This window comes from Mesorhizobium koreense, from assembly GCF_031656215.1.
GTDB lineage: Bacteria > Pseudomonadota > Alphaproteobacteria > Rhizobiales > Rhizobiaceae > Mesorhizobium_L > Mesorhizobium_L koreense.
The window spans coordinates 3,239,779-3,255,913 of record NZ_CP134228.1; the positions used below are offsets into that span (position 1 = coordinate 3,239,779).

At 62.8% G+C, this 16,135-nt stretch carries 18 protein-coding genes; 9 read left to right on the forward strand and 9 right to left on the reverse strand.

Annotated features, from left to right (window positions below; translation table 11 throughout):
• The first annotated feature begins 72 nt into the window (after positions 1 to 72).
• From RBH77_RS15420 to RBH77_RS15430, 3 genes are all read left to right on the forward strand, one after another.
• Positions 73 to 411 (forward strand): P-II family nitrogen regulator, encoded by a 339-nt coding sequence (locus tag RBH77_RS15420; RefSeq protein WP_311028472.1) that lies wholly within the window; start codon positions 73 to 75, stop codon positions 409 to 411.
• A 45-nt stretch (positions 412 to 456) separates the two neighbouring features.
• Positions 457 to 1,866, forward strand: a complete 1,410-nt coding sequence (glnA, locus tag RBH77_RS15425) for a type I glutamate--ammonia ligase (protein ID WP_311028473.1) — start codon at positions 457 to 459, stop codon at positions 1,864 to 1,866.
• A gap of 175 nt (positions 1,867 to 2,041) precedes the next feature.
• On the forward strand, positions 2,042 to 2,887 hold the full coding sequence (locus RBH77_RS15430; protein ID WP_311028474.1) for an EamA family transporter: 846 nt from the start codon (positions 2,042 to 2,044) through the stop codon (positions 2,885 to 2,887).
• Here the strand turns inward: RBH77_RS15430 and RBH77_RS15435 are convergent.
• Both RBH77_RS15435 and RBH77_RS15440 read right to left on the reverse strand, forming a co-directional pair.
• Positions 2,884 to 3,681, reverse strand: a complete 798-nt coding sequence (locus tag RBH77_RS15435) for an ATP12 family chaperone protein (protein ID WP_311028475.1) — start codon at positions 3,679 to 3,681, stop codon at positions 2,884 to 2,886. The genes RBH77_RS15430 and RBH77_RS15435 overlap by 4 nt on opposite strands.
• Before the next feature lie 60 nt (positions 3,682 to 3,741).
• Positions 3,742 to 4,731, reverse strand: a complete 990-nt coding sequence (locus tag RBH77_RS15440) for an RluA family pseudouridine synthase (protein WP_311028476.1) — start codon at positions 4,729 to 4,731, stop codon at positions 3,742 to 3,744.
• Positions 4,732 to 5,219: 488 nt separating this feature from the next.
• Here RBH77_RS15440 and RBH77_RS15445 point away from each other — a divergent pair, with 488 nt between their 5' ends.
• Positions 5,220 to 6,995 (forward strand): glucan ABC transporter ATP-binding protein/ permease, encoded by a 1,776-nt coding sequence (locus RBH77_RS15445; protein WP_311028477.1) that lies wholly within the window; start codon positions 5,220 to 5,222, stop codon positions 6,993 to 6,995.
• A gap of 64 nt (positions 6,996 to 7,059) precedes the next feature.
• Here RBH77_RS15445 and RBH77_RS15450 read toward each other — a convergent pair whose 3' ends face one another.
• Both RBH77_RS15450 and RBH77_RS15455 read right to left on the reverse strand, forming a co-directional pair.
• Complete coding sequence (locus RBH77_RS15450; RefSeq protein ID WP_311028478.1) at positions 7,060 to 8,139, reverse strand: tartrate dehydrogenase; 1,080 nt, start codon at positions 8,137 to 8,139, stop codon at positions 7,060 to 7,062.
• 15 nt (positions 8,140 to 8,154) lie between these two features.
• Positions 8,155 to 9,054, reverse strand: coding sequence for a LysR substrate-binding domain-containing protein (locus tag RBH77_RS15455; RefSeq protein ID WP_311028479.1), 900 nt, complete (start codon positions 9,052 to 9,054; stop codon positions 8,155 to 8,157).
• 136 nt (positions 9,055 to 9,190) lie between these two features.
• Between RBH77_RS15455 and RBH77_RS15460 the strand changes: the two genes are divergently transcribed.
• From RBH77_RS15460 to RBH77_RS15475, 4 genes are all read left to right on the forward strand, one after another.
• The gene (locus RBH77_RS15460) at positions 9,191 to 9,376 is read left to right on the forward strand and encodes a hypothetical protein (RefSeq protein WP_311028480.1); all 186 of its coding nucleotides are present in this window, start codon (positions 9,191 to 9,193) and stop codon (positions 9,374 to 9,376) included.
• A gap of 65 nt (positions 9,377 to 9,441) precedes the next feature.
• Positions 9,442 to 9,648, forward strand: a complete 207-nt coding sequence (locus tag RBH77_RS15465) for a hypothetical protein (RefSeq protein ID WP_311028481.1) — start codon at positions 9,442 to 9,444, stop codon at positions 9,646 to 9,648.
• 21 nt (positions 9,649 to 9,669) lie between these two features.
• The gene (locus RBH77_RS15470) at positions 9,670 to 9,807 is read left to right on the forward strand and encodes a hypothetical protein (protein ID WP_311028482.1); all 138 of its coding nucleotides are present in this window, start codon (positions 9,670 to 9,672) and stop codon (positions 9,805 to 9,807) included.
• A 232-nt stretch (positions 9,808 to 10,039) separates the two neighbouring features.
• Positions 10,040 to 11,038 (forward strand): GlxA family transcriptional regulator, encoded by a 999-nt coding sequence (locus RBH77_RS15475; protein ID WP_311028483.1) that lies wholly within the window; start codon positions 10,040 to 10,042, stop codon positions 11,036 to 11,038.
• A gap of 159 nt (positions 11,039 to 11,197) precedes the next feature.
• Here the strand turns inward: RBH77_RS15475 and RBH77_RS15480 are convergent, their stop codons facing one another.
• From RBH77_RS15480 to RBH77_RS15500, 5 genes are all read right to left on the reverse strand, one after another.
• Complete coding sequence (locus RBH77_RS15480) at positions 11,198 to 11,983, reverse strand: ABC transporter ATP-binding protein (protein WP_311028484.1); 786 nt, start codon at positions 11,981 to 11,983, stop codon at positions 11,198 to 11,200.
• Entirely contained in the window at positions 11,980 to 12,753 is a 774-nt protein-coding gene (locus RBH77_RS15485; protein ID WP_311032567.1) for an ABC transporter permease, read from the reverse strand. The genes RBH77_RS15480 and RBH77_RS15485 overlap by 4 nt, the downstream gene beginning before the upstream one ends.
• 67 nt (positions 12,754 to 12,820) lie before the next feature.
• A complete protein-coding gene (locus RBH77_RS15490) occupies positions 12,821 to 13,753 on the reverse strand; it encodes an ABC transporter substrate-binding protein (RefSeq protein WP_371832878.1) in 933 nt (310 codons plus the stop codon).
• Between the two features lie 115 nt (positions 13,754 to 13,868).
• Positions 13,869 to 14,681 (reverse strand): DUF1194 domain-containing protein, encoded by an 813-nt coding sequence (locus RBH77_RS15495; RefSeq protein WP_311028485.1) that lies wholly within the window; start codon positions 14,679 to 14,681, stop codon positions 13,869 to 13,871.
• A 145-nt stretch (positions 14,682 to 14,826) separates the two neighbouring features.
• A complete protein-coding gene (locus tag RBH77_RS15500) occupies positions 14,827 to 15,258 on the reverse strand; it encodes a hypothetical protein (RefSeq protein ID WP_311028486.1) in 432 nt (143 codons plus the stop codon).
• Between the two features lie 182 nt (positions 15,259 to 15,440).
• Here RBH77_RS15500 and RBH77_RS15505 point away from each other — a divergent pair, with 182 nt between their 5' ends.
• Entirely contained in the window at positions 15,441 to 16,118 is a 678-nt protein-coding gene (locus RBH77_RS15505) for a PadR family transcriptional regulator (protein ID WP_311028487.1), read from the forward strand.
• Positions 16,119 to 16,135: the final 17 nt, after the last annotated feature.

Sequence of the window (16,135 nt, forward strand, 5' to 3'; positions counted from 1 at the left end):
GCACGCTTCATGCTAAGCTTTGGGCGAAGCCGGTACCGCAGCCGTCTCAACCGAATGGAGAGCAGACCTGAAATGAAGAAGATCGAGGCGATCATCAAACCCTTCAAGCTCGACGAGGTGAAGGAAGCGCTCCAGGAGGTCGGGCTTCAAGGCATCACGGTGACCGAGGCCAAGGGCTTCGGTCGGCAAAAGGGCCACACGGAACTTTATCGCGGGGCGGAATATGTCGTGGATTTCCTGCCCAAGGTGAAGGTCGAGGTGGTCCTCGGCGACGACATGGTGGAAGCGGCGATCGAGGCTATCCGCAAGGCGGCCCAGACCGGCCGTATCGGCGACGGCAAGATCTTCGTGTCGAATGTCGAGGAAGTCATCCGCATCCGCACGGGCGAAACCGGGATCGACGCCGTCTGAGAGGCGGCGTAGCGCAAATCAAACTGTCACAGGGAAAAACATAGAATGACGACTGCAGACGACATCATGAAGCAGATCAAGGACAACGAGGTGAAGTTCGTTGACCTGCGCTTTACCGATCCGAGGGGTAAGCTCCAGCACCTGACCATGGACATCGCCGAGGTCGACGAGGACATGTTCGCCGACGGCGTCATGTTCGACGGCTCCTCGATCGCCGGCTGGAAGGCGATCAACGAGTCCGACATGGTACTGATGCCCGACACCGACACGGTCCACATGGACCCGTTCTTCGCGCAGTCGACCATGGTCGTGCTCTGCGACATCCTCGACCCGGTTTCCGGCGAATCCTACAATCGCGACCCGCGCGGCACCGCCAAGAAGGCAGAAGCCTACATGAAGGCGGAGAGCATCGGCGATACCGTCTATGTCGGGCCGGAGCCCGAATTCTTCATCTTCGACGACGTGAAATACAAGGCCGACCCCTACAACACCGGCTTCAAGCTCGATTCCAACGAACTGCCGTCGAACGACGACACCGATTACGAGACCGGCAACATGGGTCACCGCCCGCGCGTCAAGGGCGGCTATTTCCCGGTTCCGCCGATCGACGCCTGCCAGGACATGCGCTCGGAAATGCTGTCGGTGATGACCGAGATGGGCGTGCGCACGGAAAAGCACCATCATGAGGTCGCCGCCGCCCAGCACGAACTCGGCATGAAGTTCGACACGCTGGTGCGCAACGCCGACAAGACGCAGATCTACAAATATGTGGTCCATCAGGTCGCCAACGCCTACGGCAAGACTGCAACGTTCATGCCGAAGCCGATCTACGGCGACAACGGCTCGGGGATGCACGTGCATCAGTCGATCTGGAAGGAGGGCAAGCCGATGTTTGCCGGCAACGAATATGCCGGCCTTTCGGAAAGCTGTCTCTATTATATCGGCGGTGTCATCAAGCACGCCAAGGCGATCAACGCCTTCACCAACCCGCTGACCAATTCCTATAAGCGGCTGGTGCCGGGCTTCGAGGCGCCGGTGCTGCTCGCCTATTCGGCGCGCAACCGCTCGGCGTCCTGCCGCATCCCCTTCGGCGCCTCGCCGAAATCGAAGCGCGTCGAGGTCCGCTTCCCCGATCCGGGCGCGAACCCCTATCTCGCCTTCGCCGCGCTGCTGATGGCCGGCCTCGACGGCATCAAGAACAAGATCCATCCGGGCCAGCCGATGGACAAGGACCTCTACGACCTGCCGCCGAAGGAACTGAAGCGGATCCCGACCGTATGCGGCTCGCTGCGCGAAGCGCTGATGAGCCTCGACAAGGACCGCGCCTTCCTCAAGGCCGGCGGCGTCTTCGACGACGACCAGATCGACAGCTTCATCGAACTGAAGATGGCCGAGGTGCTGCGCTTCGACATGACGCCGCATCCGGTCGAGTTCGACATGTATTATTCGGTCTGACCGACCGCTCACCGAGCATCCGGAGAAGCCCCGTCGGCAATGGCGGGGCTTTTCGCTTTTATCGGACAACATTTACAGCGCAGGCCCATGAACTTGCCCGCGATGGCTATATGCTGCAAAGGTGGATTGCCGTATCGACGCCGGCTAACATTCGTCGCGATTGAAAATCCGAGCCATGTCCACGCCCGTCCTGATAGCCATCCTGTTTGCCGCCCTGCTCCATGCCGGGTGGAACGCGCTTCTAAAATCCCAGCCCGACAAGATGGCCGGCGCGCTTGCGGTATCCATCGGCAGCGCCTTGATGGGGCTTGTCTGCCTCGTGTACACCGGCCTGCCGGCACGGGAGGCATGGCCGCTGGTCGCAAGTTCGGCCGTACTGCACACCGGCTATTTCCTGTTCCTGACGAGCGCTTATCGCGTGGGCGACCTGAGCCAGGTCTATCCGATCGCGCGCGGCGTGGCGCCGCTGATAACGGCAGCCGCGGCCGGCGTCGTCCTCGGCGAAACGCTCACGCCGCTTGAAACCGCCGCGGTAGCGACCATCGGACTCGGCCTCATCAGCCTCGTCCTGACAGCAAAGACCGACGGCCGGCTGAACGTCGTGTCCTGCACGCTGGCGCTCGTCACCGGCCTCTTCATCTCCGCCTACTCGCTGAACGACGGTATCGGCGCGCGGCTTGCCGGCAACAGCGTGGCTTATTACAGCACCGCCGCGATCCTGAACTGCGCCATGATGTGCATCGGCATGTCGTTCTTCCGGCGCAACATTGTGGCCGTGGCGTTCACGGCATGCCGGCGGTCGCTGTGGATCGGCGGGCCGCTCTCCTTCATCGCCTATGCATTGATCACATGGGCCTTCACCCAGGCGCCGATTGCCCTGGTTTCAGCGCTGCGCGAAACCAGCCTCGTCTTCGCGCTCATCATCGGCACATTGTTCCTGAAGGAGCGCGTCAACCTGGCGAAGATCGTCTCGGTCTTCGTGACGCTCTCCGGCGCCGTGCTGCTCAGGCTGCAGAGCTAATTCGCGTCGAGTGCCTCGATGAGCGCCGCGGCCGCCATCATGTCGCGCCTGCGGTTCGCCTGCCGCTTCGTCGCCTCGGGATCTTCGCCCCAATGCTCGATATTCCAGTTCTCGTCGATATGGGCAGCCGTCCATGCCGTCTCTGCATCAAGCGCCTTCGCCTCCACCGCGAGTGCGAGAAGCGCCGAGCCGGTTAGCGACGTCATCAGATGAATGGCGGCGAGCCGGAAAGGCTCCGCGCGCTTACGCAGATGGATCGCGACCGCGCCGATCGTCTCGCGCGGCTGCTCCACGTGCATCACCCCTTCGGCGAGCAGGAAGCGCGCGCCAAGCTCGGAGCGCACCCAGTCGAGTACCGGATCCCAGGCCCCGGCCTGGCGCTCGATCAGCGCCTCCGGCGCACCGGCGCGGTAGCAGAGAAGATCGCTCGTGGAGAATTTGAGCACATCCTCCAGCACGGCATCCGCCGCTGAGGAAACGCCGTCGAAGGCCGTGTTGGCGAGCCTCGTGACAGGCATCGTCAGCGGATTGATGAGTTCTTCCTGCGCGGCATATTCGTCCGCAACCAGCTTCGCCACGGCCGCATTCGGCAGCACAAGCACGGCGCCAGCCGGCGTCCGCACCGAGCGGCCGTCGAGCTTGACGACATGGCCGCTCTCTTCTTCTTCCGCCGTCGTCACCGCCTTGTAGAAGCGCTTCGGCAGCGCCGCCTTCATCTGGTTGCGCGCGCGCTTCACCGGGTCAGGATCGGAAAGATACCGGCTCGCGTCCAGATCGTTCAGCAAGTCGCGCATGGGCATCTCCAGTTCGTGGGCAGCCGAATTTCCCGAATATAGGCGGTGGCAATGGCGAGGTCAGCCCTCGCTCTCCGCGTCGGCCTCGTCGAAACCCAGCAGGTTCCAGCTCTGCACCATATGCGGCGGCAGCGGGGCGGTCACATCGACCACGCCACTGCCGTCCGGATGCGGGATGATTATGCGGCGGGCATGGAGATGCAGGCGATTCTGGATGCCGCCGGGAAACTCCCAATTCTGGTCGGCCTCGAAATACTTCGGATCACCGATGATCGGGCAGCCGATGCTCGCGGCATGGACGCGAAGCTGGTGCGTTCGTCCGGTATAAGGCTCCATCTCCAGCCAGGTAAGCGTCATGCCGGCCTGCTCCACCACGCGGTAGTTGGAGACGGCATGGTCGGCATCGGGCTCGCCATGTCTGGCCACACGCATACGGTCGCCCTCCGGGCCGGGTTCCTTGACCAGCCAGGAGGATACGCGCCCTTCCCGCTTCTTCGGCACGCCCTTCACCAGCGCCCAGTAGACTTTCTTCGTCACGCGCTCGCGAAAGGCCTTGGCGAGGTTCATGGCGGCGAGACGCGTACGCGCCACGACCAGCACGCCGGACGTATCGCGATCGAGGCGATGGACGAGGCGAGGCTTCTCGCCCTTCTTGTTGCGCCAGGCCTCAAGCATGTCGTCGACATGGCGCGTCACGCCCGACCCGCCCTGCACCGCCAGTCCCGCCGGCTTGTTGAACACGAACAGCTTGTCGTCCTCGAAAAGCAGCATTTTGGCGAGCACGTCGCCGTCATCCTGGCCACGGATGGATTTCGCCGTCAGCGCATGTCCTTCCTTGCGATCCACTTCCAGCGGCGGGATGCGGACGACCTGACCGGGCTCGATGCGCGTGTCGGACTTGGCCCGGCGGCCGTCGACGCGCACCTGACCGGAGCGCAGCAACTTCTGCAGATGGCCGAAGCCGAGCCCCGGATAGTGCGCCTTGAACCAGCGGTCGAGGCGCATACCCGCCTCGCCTGGTTCCACCGTCAATTGTTCTACACCGGCCATCGGCTGTTGATCCTTTCGCCGCTGCGTCTAGCACCGCATCGCAGCGGAGGCGAGCCGCCGCGGTGAGGAACCGGCCTTTTCGCAGTCGGGCGATGGCCCGACAAAAATGCATGGCTGCCTTGCAAAAAGCTGACGCAACGGAAAGTTCCTCCCGGCATTTTCCCAAACGGGGCAGGCATTTCCAGTCAGGGCAACTCCCGATCGATGGCGAGCGAATGCACGAGTTGGACGCTACCGCTAGGCGGTAAACGGACAGCCGTCGCCAACCTCTGGTGCGAGCCCCTTTTTAACCGCGACTTCCGGACGCAGTTTTTGTTTTATCTCAAAAGCTTAGCTGATCACGGAATATTACAGGGACCACGCAACTATTGTTCCTTTTGCCATGGAACGGTCGCCATCCATCTCCATTTTTCCCTTGCGTTGGAACCGGGCAAGGTGTTCCGGATGCTGCGGCGCACAATCTTATCGCCAGCCGGGGAGTAGGCGAAGTGTCATTAGTTGAAATCTACTTGAGGGCTTTGCGCTATCTCGCGCCTGCCAAGCGTCCGGTACTGTTCATCTGTTCCGCGAACGTCGTGCTGGCCTTTGTTACCGTGGCCGAACCGGTCTTGTTCGGTCGGGTCATCGAAGGCGTGTCCGAGCACCAGCCTGTTGCTTCCACGCTCCTGATGTGGGCCGCGCTCGGCATCTTCAACATCTTCGCCTTTGTATGGGTGGCGCGCGGCGCCGACAGGCTTGCCCACAGGCGCCGGCTGGAGGTGATGGGGAATTCCTTCGAGCGCATCATCACCATGCCGCTCGCATGGCACCAGGCCAACGGCTCCTCCAATGTGCTCCACACGCTGGTACGCGCCATGGACGCGCTGTTCAGCCTCTGGCTCGAATTCATGCGCCAGCACCTTTCGACCGCCGTCGCGTTGCTTTTCATGATTCCGACGGCGCTGGTGCTCGACGTGCGGCTTTCCGCCGTGCTCGTCATGCTGGGCATTCTCTATTTCATCACCGGCCGCATCGTCATGCACCGCACCAAGGCGGGGCAGACGGCGGTGGAATCGCACCACAACGCCGTCTTCGGTCATGTCAGCGACTCCATCGGCAACATCGCCGTGCTGCAGAGCTACAATCGCGTGGCACAGGAAACGCGCGCATTCGAGGAATTCGCGCGCAAGCTCCTGAACGCGCAGTATCCCGTGCTCGACTGGTGGGCGCTGGCAAGCGCGATGAACAAGGTCGCCTCGACGATCTCGATGATGGTCGTGCTGCTTCTCGGCGCCTATCTGGTCACCCGTGGCGAAATGAAGGTCGGCGACGTCATCGCCTTTACCGGCTTTGCCACGCTGCTCATCAGCCGCCTGGACCAGATCAACGCCTTTGTGAACCAGATTTTCGAGGCGCGCGCCAAGCTCGAAAAATTCTATGCGCTCGAGGCGATCGATCATACCGTTTTTGAGAACGACGGAACGATCGAGCTTGAGAACGTCAGGGGCCATGTGCGCTTCGAGGATGTTTCCTACGAATTCGCAAGCTCGGGCCAGGGCGTCCACGACATCCGCTTCGACGTGCAGCCCGGCCAGACGGTGGCGATTGTCGGCCCGACAGGCTCCGGCAAGACGACACTGATCAACCTCCTGCAGCGCGTCTACGAGCCGAAATCGGGACGTATCCTGATCGACGGCGTCGATACGCGCTCGGTTACCAAGAAGTCGCTGCGCCACTCGATCGCGACGGTGTTCCAGGATGCCGGCATGTTCAACCGCTCGATCGAGGCCAACATCCGCGTCGGCAACGAGGACGCTGGCAACCAGGACGTCCATGCAGCCGCGGCCGCGGCCGCCGCGGACGACTTCATTCTCGCCAAGAGCGAGGGCTACGACACGGTCGTCGGCGAGCGCGGCACGCAGCTTTCGGGCGGCGAGCGGCAGCGCATCGCGATCGCCCGCGCCATCCTGAAGAACGCGCCGATCCTGGTACTCGACGAGGCGACGAGCGCGCTCGACGTGGAGACCGAGGAGCGTGTGAAGAACGCCATCGACGAGATCAGGCGCAACCGCACGACCTTCATCATCGCCCACCGCCTCTCGACGGTCCGCGATGCCGATCTCGTGATCTTCCTCGATCAGGGGCGTCTGGTGGAAGCCGGCAGCTTCAACGAGCTTGCCGCGCGGAACGGCCGCTTCGCCGCGCTCCTGCGCGCTGGCGGCCTGCTGACGGACGAGGAAGTCCGCCGCATGACCCGCCCGCTCGCGACCGATCAGGCGGCGTAAGCCACTCGCGCCTTGGAGGCCCGCCGTCAGTCCCGCCGTCAGTGGGGGCCTCGCTTGTCAGCCTTCAACCCAGGATATTGCGTCCCCGCAGGGCATTGCAGACTGCTTCGGCGACTTCCCGCGTCGTCGCCTTGCCGCCGACATCGGGCGTCATGATCCCGGCTTCGCAGACGCGCTCGACGGCGCGCATGAGTTGATCCCCCGCCTCCTGTTCGCCGAGATGGCCTAGCATCTCGGCCGCGGTCCAGAAGCTGGCGATCGGATTGGCGATACCCTTGCCGGCAATGTCGAAGGCCGAGCCGTGGATGGGCTCGAACATCGAGGGAAATCGCCGTTCCGGATCGATATTGGCTGTCGGTGCGACGCCGATGCTGCCGGCAAGCGCGCCCGCAAGATCGGAAAGCACGTCGGCGTGCAGATTGGTAGCCACGATCGTGTCGAGGCTCTGCGGCTTCAGCACCATGCGCACGGTCATGGCGTCCACCAGCATCTTGTCCCAGGTCACATCCGGGAAGTCGCGCGACACCTTTTCGGCGATCTCGTCCCACATGACCATGCCGTGACGCTGCGCGTTGGACTTGGTCACGACCGTCAGGAGTTTGCGCGGCCGCGACTGCGCCAGCCGGAAGGCATAGCGCATGATGCGCTCCACGCCGACGCGGGTGAAGACGGCTACGTCCATGCCGACTTCCTCGGGCAGGCCCTGATGGACCCGCCCGCCTGCGCCGGAATATTCGCCCTCGGAATTCTCGCGCACGATGACCCAGTCGAGGTCCCCTGCCTCCACACCATTGAGCGGCGAGGCTATCCCAGGCAGGATCCGGGTCGGCCGGACATTCGCATATTGGTCGAAGCCCTGGCAGATTTTCAGACGCAACCCCCAGAGCGTCACGTGGTCCGGCACGTCGACGGCGCCGACCGCGCCGAAATAGATCGCGTCGAATTTCCGGAGCCGGTCCAGCCCGTCCGCCGGCATCATGACGCCGTGACGCTTGTAGTAGTCCGTGCCCCAGTCGAAGAGATCGAAATCCAGCCTGATATCGCCGCGCTGCCCGGCCAATTCCTTGAGGACGGTGATGCCGGCATCGATGACTTCCGGCCCGATCCCATCGGCGGGGATCGCCGCGATACTGTATTCCCGCATCGTGCTCACCGGAACCTAGAACCGGCCGGTTTCGCGGAACGCCTCGAAGGCCGCGCGGATATGATCGGCGGCCGCCTTCACCGGCGCGTCGGCATCCGGCGCCACGATCATGGCAAGGCTGTACTCGCCCATCTTCGGCAGGCCATCCCTCGGCCCGAGTTCCACCAGATCGTCGCCGATGAAGGATTTCGGCAGCGGCGCCACTGCGAGGTCGGACAGGATGGCCGCGCGCTGGCCGGCCGTGTGTGCGCTCATATAGGCGACACGGTAGTTGCGTCCTTCCCGCCCGAGCGCCTCCAGCGCGCCTGCCCGCCAGGCACAGCCTTCTTCCCACAGCGACACGGGCAGCGGTTCGCGCAGATGGGCACAGCCGCCCTTCATGCCGGCCCACACGATCGGCTCGGTGAAAAGCACCTCGCAATCGGCCCCGCCGGTCCCGGACGAATTGGTAATCAGGGCGATGTCGAGCAGCCGCTCCGTCATGCGCCGGCGAAGATTGACGCTCTGGTCGATGGTGACGTCGACCGCGATCGACGGATGCGTCTCGGCGAACCGCTTCAACACCACCGGCAGGATGCGCTCGCCGAAATCGTCCGCCGAGCCTAGCCGCACCACGCCGCTGATATCGGGCATGACGAATTTGGACACCGCCTCGCGGTTGATGGAGAGGAGCCGCCGCGCGAAGCCAAGCAGCATCTCGCCGTCATTGGTGAGCGCCACGGAACGCGCGTCGCGCGTGAAAACCGACCGACCGAGTTGCTCCTCCAGCTTCTTTATCTGCATGGAAACGGCGGACGGCGTACGGAAGACGGCGCTGGCGGCGAGCGTGAAGCTGCCGGTCTCCGCAATGGCGACGAAGGTGCGCAGGACATCGAGGTCAAGCAGCGGCATCGGGTGGTTGAGTGGGGCGTTCATTGCGAACCTCCATCATTCAATATTGCTGAATGATTGCTTCATTTCATTTCGTTTGATTGAATCTCACTTCGGCACCATCTTGTCAACAGCAAGGATCGGCAAACCCGCCGGATCCCACAGTCGCAAGGAGGCCAAAATGTCGATACTCAACGCTTTCGATCACTACGTGGCCGGTTTCCGTGCCCGCCGTGACGCCGCCCGCACCGAGCGCATGATCAGCAGCCTGCCGCCGGATGTCCAGAAGGATATCGGCTGGCCGCAGGCCCATGAAGACGTCCACGACCGCCTGATCCGCGAACGCGGGCGTTACGGCGGAATGTGAACCGGGAAAGCGGGATGCAGGCTGTTGTGCGTCGCACAATGCCATGCGAAAAGCGAGGAACCCCCATGAACGTCGCGCATAGCGCCAGGGAGACTTGGAGTAACCGACTGTTAACTAACGGTATTTCCGAATTTTCTGAGCCGGGTTTCATGCACGATGTCGCTTTTCGTATCCTGCACTTCGCTTTTGCCGCTTATTTTGCGCCGCACCATAACTATGTAAGCAACATCAACCGAGCAGCCCGTCCAAAAAACGTTGGCCGCTCCGTGTGAACCAAAGCATGGAGATGTGTCATGAAATTCTTCGCTCGCTTCCGCAGGAACCGCAAGTCCTCCAACATCGCGACCGCTCTCGAGCGTCAGCGCCTGGCAAGCACGATGCCGGGCCAGACCGGAGCGATGGCCGGCGCCCGCCTCGGTATCCTTGTCTGAAATAGCCCGATCGGGCTCTGAGAGCCGCATCGAATGAACGCAGGCCCGTCTCGAAAGAGGCGGGCCTTGTTTGTTTGCGACAGCCGCGACATTCCGTCTCATCCCCTCTCGAAACGCAACGAATATCCCGTTTGCGCCCTGCTCAATCCATTGACAGGACAGGCATTTCCTGTTGACGATTTTTCTGATCGCGACATCATGTCAGCGGGCCGCTCGCCTCGTGGAGGCTTGGATGACCGCGAAAGCGCAAACCAAGAGATCGCTGGTCTTCTTCCTGGTGAATGATTTCACGATGGTGGCGTTCGCGACGGCGCTGGAGCCGCTCAGGATCGCCAACCGGATGCTCGGCTATGAAGCTTACCGCTGGCGGCTGGCCAGCGCCGACGGCAAGCCGGTAGCCGCGTCGAACGGCGTGCTTTGTGCCGTCAATACGTCGCTCGACGAGGAGCGGCGCAAGATGTCCGGGCAGGACCGGCCTTCGATGGTCGTCGTCTGCAGCGGCGTCAATGTCGAGGACCAAGGCAGCAAGACCATCCATGCATGGCTACGCGAGGAATATAATCGCGGAGTGGCGATCGGCGGACTTTGCACCGGCGCCTATATCCTTGCCGCCGCCGGCCTGCTCTCCAACAAGAGATGCGCCATCCATTGGGAGAACCTGCCCGGCTTCTCCGAGGCGTTCCCGAAGGCAAACGTCTTCGCCGACCTCTTCGAGGTCGACCAGAACATCTATACCTGCGCCGGCGGCACCGCCGCTTTGGACCTGATGCTGAAGCTCATCGGCGACGATTTCGACGACAACCTCGTCAACCGCATCTGCGAGCAGGTCCTGACCGACCGCGTGCGCAGCCCGACCGACCGCCAGCGCCTGCCGTTGCGCGCCCGTCTCGGCGTGCAGAATTCAAAGGTCCTCACCATCATCGAATTGATGGAAGCCAATCTGTCCGAGCCGCTTTCTCTGATCGAGATCGCCGACCATGTCGGCCTTTCGCGGCGTCAGATCGAACGGCTCTTCCGGCAGGAGATGGGCCGCTCGCCGGCACGCTATTATCTGGAGATCCGGCTCGATCGGGCGCGACATCTGCTCATCCAGTCGTCGCTGCCTGTCGTGGAAGTAGCAGTTGCCTGCGGCTTCGTCTCTGCGTCCCACTTCTCAAAATGCTACCGTGAACTCTACGCCCGCTCGCCGCAGCAGGAGCGTATCGACCGCAAGCAGCTACTGGCGGCTTAGTCGGATTGAGTGCGTCCTTCGAGGCTCGCCCGGATATGCGGCGGCTTTTCACGAAAGTCGGTGTGGGCTCGCACCTCAGGATGAGGAAGGCAGGCGCCGGCAGTCCTCATCCTGAGGCGCGAGCGCAGCGAGCCTCGAAGGACGCACTCTTTACGTGTGCTACCTCACCTCCGCCGTGCGCATCGCCTCGACACGTATTTCCTCGGTCAGCCGGGCCTTGAGCGCGGAGAATTCCGGGCTGGTCTTGATCGTGTAGAGACGCGGATGCGGAAGGTCGACCGCGACGTCGGACTTTATGCGCCCCGGCCGCGCCGACATGACGATGACACGCGAAGCCATGAAAATCGCTTCCTCGATGTCGTGGGTGACGAACAGCACCGTCTTCTTGCGCTTTTCCCATATGCCGAGGAGAAGTTCCTGCATCAGCCCGCGCGTCTGGTTGTCGAGCGCGCCGAAGGGCTCGTCGAGAAGCAGGATCTCCGGATCGTTGGCGAGTGCGCGGGCGATCGCGGTGCGCTGCTGCATGCCGCCGGAAAGCTGTTTCGGCCAGTGGTTCTCAAAGCCCTTGAGGCCGACGAGATCGACATAGGAGGCGACGGTGTCGCGCCGCTCCCTTTCCGGCGTTCCCTTCTCGCGCAGGCCGAATGCGATGTTGTCGGCGACGGTAAGCCATGGAAACAGCGTATAGGATTGGAAGACCATGCCGCGATCCGGGCCCGGCCGCGTCACGGTGCGCCCGTCGAGCAGCACGCGGCCGGTGCTCGGCGTGTCGAGACCGGCGATGATCCTGAGAAGCGTCGATTTCCCGCAGCCCGACGGGCCGAGAATGGTGATGAAGTCGTTGGCGTTGACGGAAAGGTTGGCCGGCTGCAGCGCCTTCACCGGCTGCCCGCCATGCGTGCCGGGAAAGGTGCGGCTGACATTCTCTATCGTGAGTTTGGTCACGCGAGGCTCCATGGAAAGAGCCAGCGGTTGAGCGCCTTGAAGCCGGCGTCGGAGATCAGGCCGATCAGGCCGATGACGATGATGCCGAAGATGATCTGCCCCGTCGCGAGCCGCGACTGGCTGTTGATGATCATGTAGCCGATGCCGGACGACGCGCCGATCAGTTCGGCGACGATCACATAGGTCCAGGCCCAGCCGAGCACCAGCCGCAGCGTCTCCGCGATTGCCGGCGCGTTCGCCGGAACGATGACGCGCCTGACGATGCCGCCGCTCGACGAGCCCAGCGTATAGGCCGCCTCGACGAGATCGCGGCGGGTATTGCCGACCGAAACGGCGATGATGAGGATGAGCTGGAAAACAGAGCCGACGAAGATGACCAGCAGCTTTTCGACCTCTCCTATCCCCGCCCACAGGATCAGGAGCGGGATGAAGGCCGAGGCCGGCAGATAGCGCGCGAAGGAGACGAAAGGCTCCAGAAGCGCCTCGACAGGCTTCCATGCGCCCATCAGGATGCCGAGCGGCACGGCGACGATTGAAGCCAGAACGAAGCCGCCAACCACGCGCCAGACCGTGATCAGGATATCGAGCGCGAAATTGTCCTCGACCAGGAGCCGCCAGCCGTCGTGCAACATGCTGAACGGGTCGGCGAGGAAGACGCGATTGACATATCCGCCGAGCGTCATCCACGCCCAGAAGGCGACAAACAGGACGAAGAAGCCGATGCCGAGCACGACGCGCAGCATCGGCGAAACCGGTTCGAGGGGCCGCATCATCAGAAACTTCCCGGATGAGAAGCGCGGCGCAACAACGGCGCCGCGCCGATTATTGCGGCCAGCCCTACTGTACCGCGCTCGTATCCACAAGCTTGGAGACGTCGGGCATCTCCTTGATCAACCCCATCGACAGCAGGAGCTTCGCAGCGGAGGTGGAGAAGTCCTGGAACTCCTTAGTGAAGAACTTCTTGTTCTCCTCACGGTCGGCCCATTTCAGGTATTTCGCCGAATCCTCGAACTCCTTCGCCGACTGTTTCACGTCGGCGCCCATGATCTTGTAGGATTTTTCCGGTTCCTTCTTGATCATTTCGAGCGCCTCGAAATAGCTGTCGGCAAGCGCCTTTGCCGCACCCGGATTTTTCTCGAGGAAGTCCGGCGTGCAGCCGACCGTATCGAGGATCATCGGATAGTCGAGCGTGGTGGCAAGGATGTGCCCGACATCGGGCTTGTCACGCACCGAGGAGATGAAGGGCTCGTAGGTGGAGGCCGCGTCGTTCTGGCCAGCCAGGAAAGCCTGTGCAGCCGCGTCCGGTTCCATGTTGATGACCTTCACGTCCTTGGTGGAGAGGCCGTTCTTGTCCAGGATCCAGGCGAGCAGGAAGTAAGGCGAGGTGCCGGGTGCCGAAGCGGCGACGGTCCTGCCCTTCAGATCGGCGACGGTCTTGATGTCGTTGCGCACGACGAGGCCGTCCGCACCGTAGGACTTGTCGAGCTGGAATATCTGCTTGGTGGCGACGCCGCTGGCGTTCCACACCATCCAGGTCTCGACGGTGGTTGCGGCGCATTGCAGCGAGCCGCTGGCGATGGCGAGCGGACGGCTCGCTTGCGGTACCTTCTCCAGCGTCACGTCGAGGCCGTTCTTCTTGAAGATACCGGCTTCCTTGGCAAGCGTCAGCGGAGCAAAGCCGGTCCAGCCGCTCATGCCTAGAGCGACTTTCGTCTCGGCGGATGCGGGCATGCAAAGTGCCGCCGAAGCCAACAGCGCGGCGGCGAACATTATTGTCTTTTTCACGGAAGTTCCCCTTAACTCAAACGATGAGGAGCGTAGTCGTACAACCGCCGCAAACCTTGTCAACTGGCGGCGCAAGGTCGGCATCATCGAACGGGCCGGCTCACGGCGCGTTGAGGTTCCAGGGACGGTTGTTCCAGATCTTCTCGCCGATCATGCAGTCGTAATCGGGGTCTGCGGCGGCCTTCACAACCGGAAAATGCATCGGCACGGTGGCAAGTTCCATGACGAGTTTGCGGCGCACCGCTTCGGGGAACTGCTCCCAGCCCGTCACCGGGAACATGAAGGCACCCGGCCCGCCGATCACGCAGTTCCTGTAATAGATATCGAGGTCGGGCACATCGAACGTGCTCACGAAACCGCTATTGGTCATCAGCGGCAGGCCGTTGATGACGACGCCCTGCGCCACGATCCGGTCGCGCGTGCTTTCCACCGGCGACCCCTCGTTGTTCGGCCCATCGCCGGAAACGTCGATCACCCGTTTCATCGCCTGAATGCCGCTTTCGGCGATGAGATCGGCCGAGAAGGCAAGGCCGCCCGAGATGGAGGTGCGCCGCGCCGAGTGCGGGATCTCCTCGGTGAGCTTGCCGGCGAAAGCCTCCGCGTCGGCGCGGTTCGCAATATAGGTCCACGGAACGATGACACGCTGCGTATCCTTCCCGGCCCATTCGACATAGGTGACGGCGATCCGTCCATAGGCACCGTCGGTGATGGCGTCGATCACGCTCTGGTCGGCCATCGCCGTGGCATAGCCCCGACGCTGGATCTCCAGTTCGTCGGGCGACATGGAAAGCGACACGTCTACCGCGAGGACGAGTTGCACGTCGACAGTCTCTGCGGCCCGCGCCGATGCCGCTGCCGGAAGCGAACAAGCAGCGGCAAGCAGGATTCGCCAAAGGCCGGACCACGGCACCATGGCCGGAATCTAGCCTGCCGCACGAGCGCGGAAAATCCCTCTCCCGGCAACCGCCTTCACGATTTGGAGAGCGGTTCGGGTGGGTGCGGTCTTCGAGGCTCGCTCCGCTCGCACCTCAGGGTGAGAGAGGTCAGGCGCTCGCCGTTCAGCCGCGCTTGCCGGCGAGGCGTTGCTTTGCTTCGTCGATCAGACGGTTGGCGGTCTGCATCCGGGCCATGGCGGCGTCGCGCCATTCCGGCCGCACCCGGTCCGGATGGTTCCTAAACGCGAATTCGCGCCTCAGGCGATCGAGCGATTTCGCGTCGGCAATGCGATGCAGCGCAAGCTCGCGGGAGATCGCGTCGGGCGCGGTTTCCGGCAATGCCTCCCTGCCTGCCCATCCCGCATTGAGACCAAGATAGGCGACCGTGGCCATTTCCGGCCCGCTGCCGGACGGCTGGTCAGCGGAGTTGCCTCCGACGAGACCGAACGGGATCGAGGGAGCGGCCACGGCATCATCGGAAAAGTCTTCGTCGTGCGTCGCCGGTTTTGCGGGCGGCTCCACAAGGTCTTCCAGAAACGAAACGAAGTCGCGCACCGATCCCAATTCTCACCCGCCCGCATGGCCCGCTTTCGGGTGGTAAAGCCTACCCGCCACCGGTTAACGCCTCCTCAAAGAGCCGACGCGCCAAATTCTCGACATATCTTACGATATATCTTGACTCACAGCACCGCATCGTTATCTTAAGATGTATCGTAAGACATAACGAGGAAATCGTCATGCATCATCACTGCCGGGACCATCGGGGCCGCGACGACGGCCTCATGCGCTTCATGTCCCGCAATTTCGGCGGACGTCACGGATTCGGACCGTTCGGCAAAGGTTTCGGCGGAGGCGGCGGCAACATGTTCCGCGCCGGCCGCATGTTGGCCGACGGCGATTTGCGCCTCATCGCCCTGTCGCTGATCGAGAAAGGCCCGCGCCACGGCTACGATCTCATCAAGGCGCTGGAGGAGCTTTCGAGCGGCATCTACAGCCCGAGCCCCGGCGTCGTCTATCCTACGCTCACCTTCCTCGAAGAAGCCGGCTACGCGACCTCGTCCACGGAGGGAAACAAGAAGGTATTCGCCATCACCGATGCCGGCCGCGCGCATCTGGAAGAGAATCGCGAGATGGTCGACGGCGTGCTCGAACAGATCGAGCGCTTCGGCCGCAAGATGGCGAAGGCGCGCGAGTGGTTCGACTGGTCCGACGAGGGACCCGTCGGGCGCGGCCGCCGCGACGAGCGGCACGCCATGCGGCACGAGTTCCATGCCGTTCGCCGTCGTGTCCGCGCCGCATTGACCGAGATCGTCGACGCTCCCTCCGAGAAGCAGAAGGAGGCGCTTGAAATACTCAATCGGGCGGCCGACCAACTCGACGCACTGGTGCGGCGCGATCCCCCTCGAACCGTCTGAAGAACAAACCTGAAAAC

Bases quoted from the DNA above. Each gene is read 5' to 3' on its own strand.
- RBH77_RS15420 (WP_311028472.1), top strand. From the start codon at position 73: ATGAAGAAGATCGAGGCGATCATCAAACCCTTCAAGCTCGACGAGGTG.
- glnA (WP_311028473.1), top strand. From the start codon at position 457: ATGACGACTGCAGACGACATCATGAAGCAGATCAAGGACAACGAGGTG.
- RBH77_RS15430 (WP_311028474.1), top strand. From the start codon at position 2,042: ATGTCCACGCCCGTCCTGATAGCCATCCTGTTTGCCGCCCTGCTCCAT.
- RBH77_RS15435 (WP_311028475.1), bottom strand. From the start codon at position 3,681: ATGCGCGACTTGCTGAACGATCTGGACGCGAGCCGGTATCTTTCCGAT.
- RBH77_RS15440 (WP_311028476.1), bottom strand. From the start codon at position 4,731: ATGGCCGGTGTAGAACAATTGACGGTGGAACCAGGCGAGGCGGGTATG.
- RBH77_RS15450 (WP_311028478.1), bottom strand. From the start codon at position 8,139: ATGCGGGAATACAGTATCGCGGCGATCCCCGCCGATGGGATCGGGCCG.
- RBH77_RS15455 (WP_311028479.1), bottom strand. From the start codon at position 9,054: ATGAACGCCCCACTCAACCACCCGATGCCGCTGCTTGACCTCGATGTC.
- RBH77_RS15460 (WP_311028480.1), top strand. From the start codon at position 9,191: ATGTCGATACTCAACGCTTTCGATCACTACGTGGCCGGTTTCCGTGCC.
- RBH77_RS15465 (WP_311028481.1), top strand. From the start codon at position 9,442: ATGAACGTCGCGCATAGCGCCAGGGAGACTTGGAGTAACCGACTGTTA.
- RBH77_RS15470 (WP_311028482.1), top strand. From the start codon at position 9,670: ATGAAATTCTTCGCTCGCTTCCGCAGGAACCGCAAGTCCTCCAACATC.
- RBH77_RS15475 (WP_311028483.1), top strand. From the start codon at position 10,040: ATGACCGCGAAAGCGCAAACCAAGAGATCGCTGGTCTTCTTCCTGGTG.
- RBH77_RS15485 (WP_311032567.1), bottom strand. From the start codon at position 12,753: ATGCGGCCCCTCGAACCGGTTTCGCCGATGCTGCGCGTCGTGCTCGGC.
- RBH77_RS15490 (WP_371832878.1), bottom strand. From the start codon at position 13,753: ATGTTCGCCGCCGCGCTGTTGGCTTCGGCGGCACTTTGCATGCCCGCA.
- RBH77_RS15495 (WP_311028485.1), bottom strand. From the start codon at position 14,681: ATGGTGCCGTGGTCCGGCCTTTGGCGAATCCTGCTTGCCGCTGCTTGT.
- RBH77_RS15505 (WP_311028487.1), top strand. From the start codon at position 15,441: ATGCATCATCACTGCCGGGACCATCGGGGCCGCGACGACGGCCTCATG.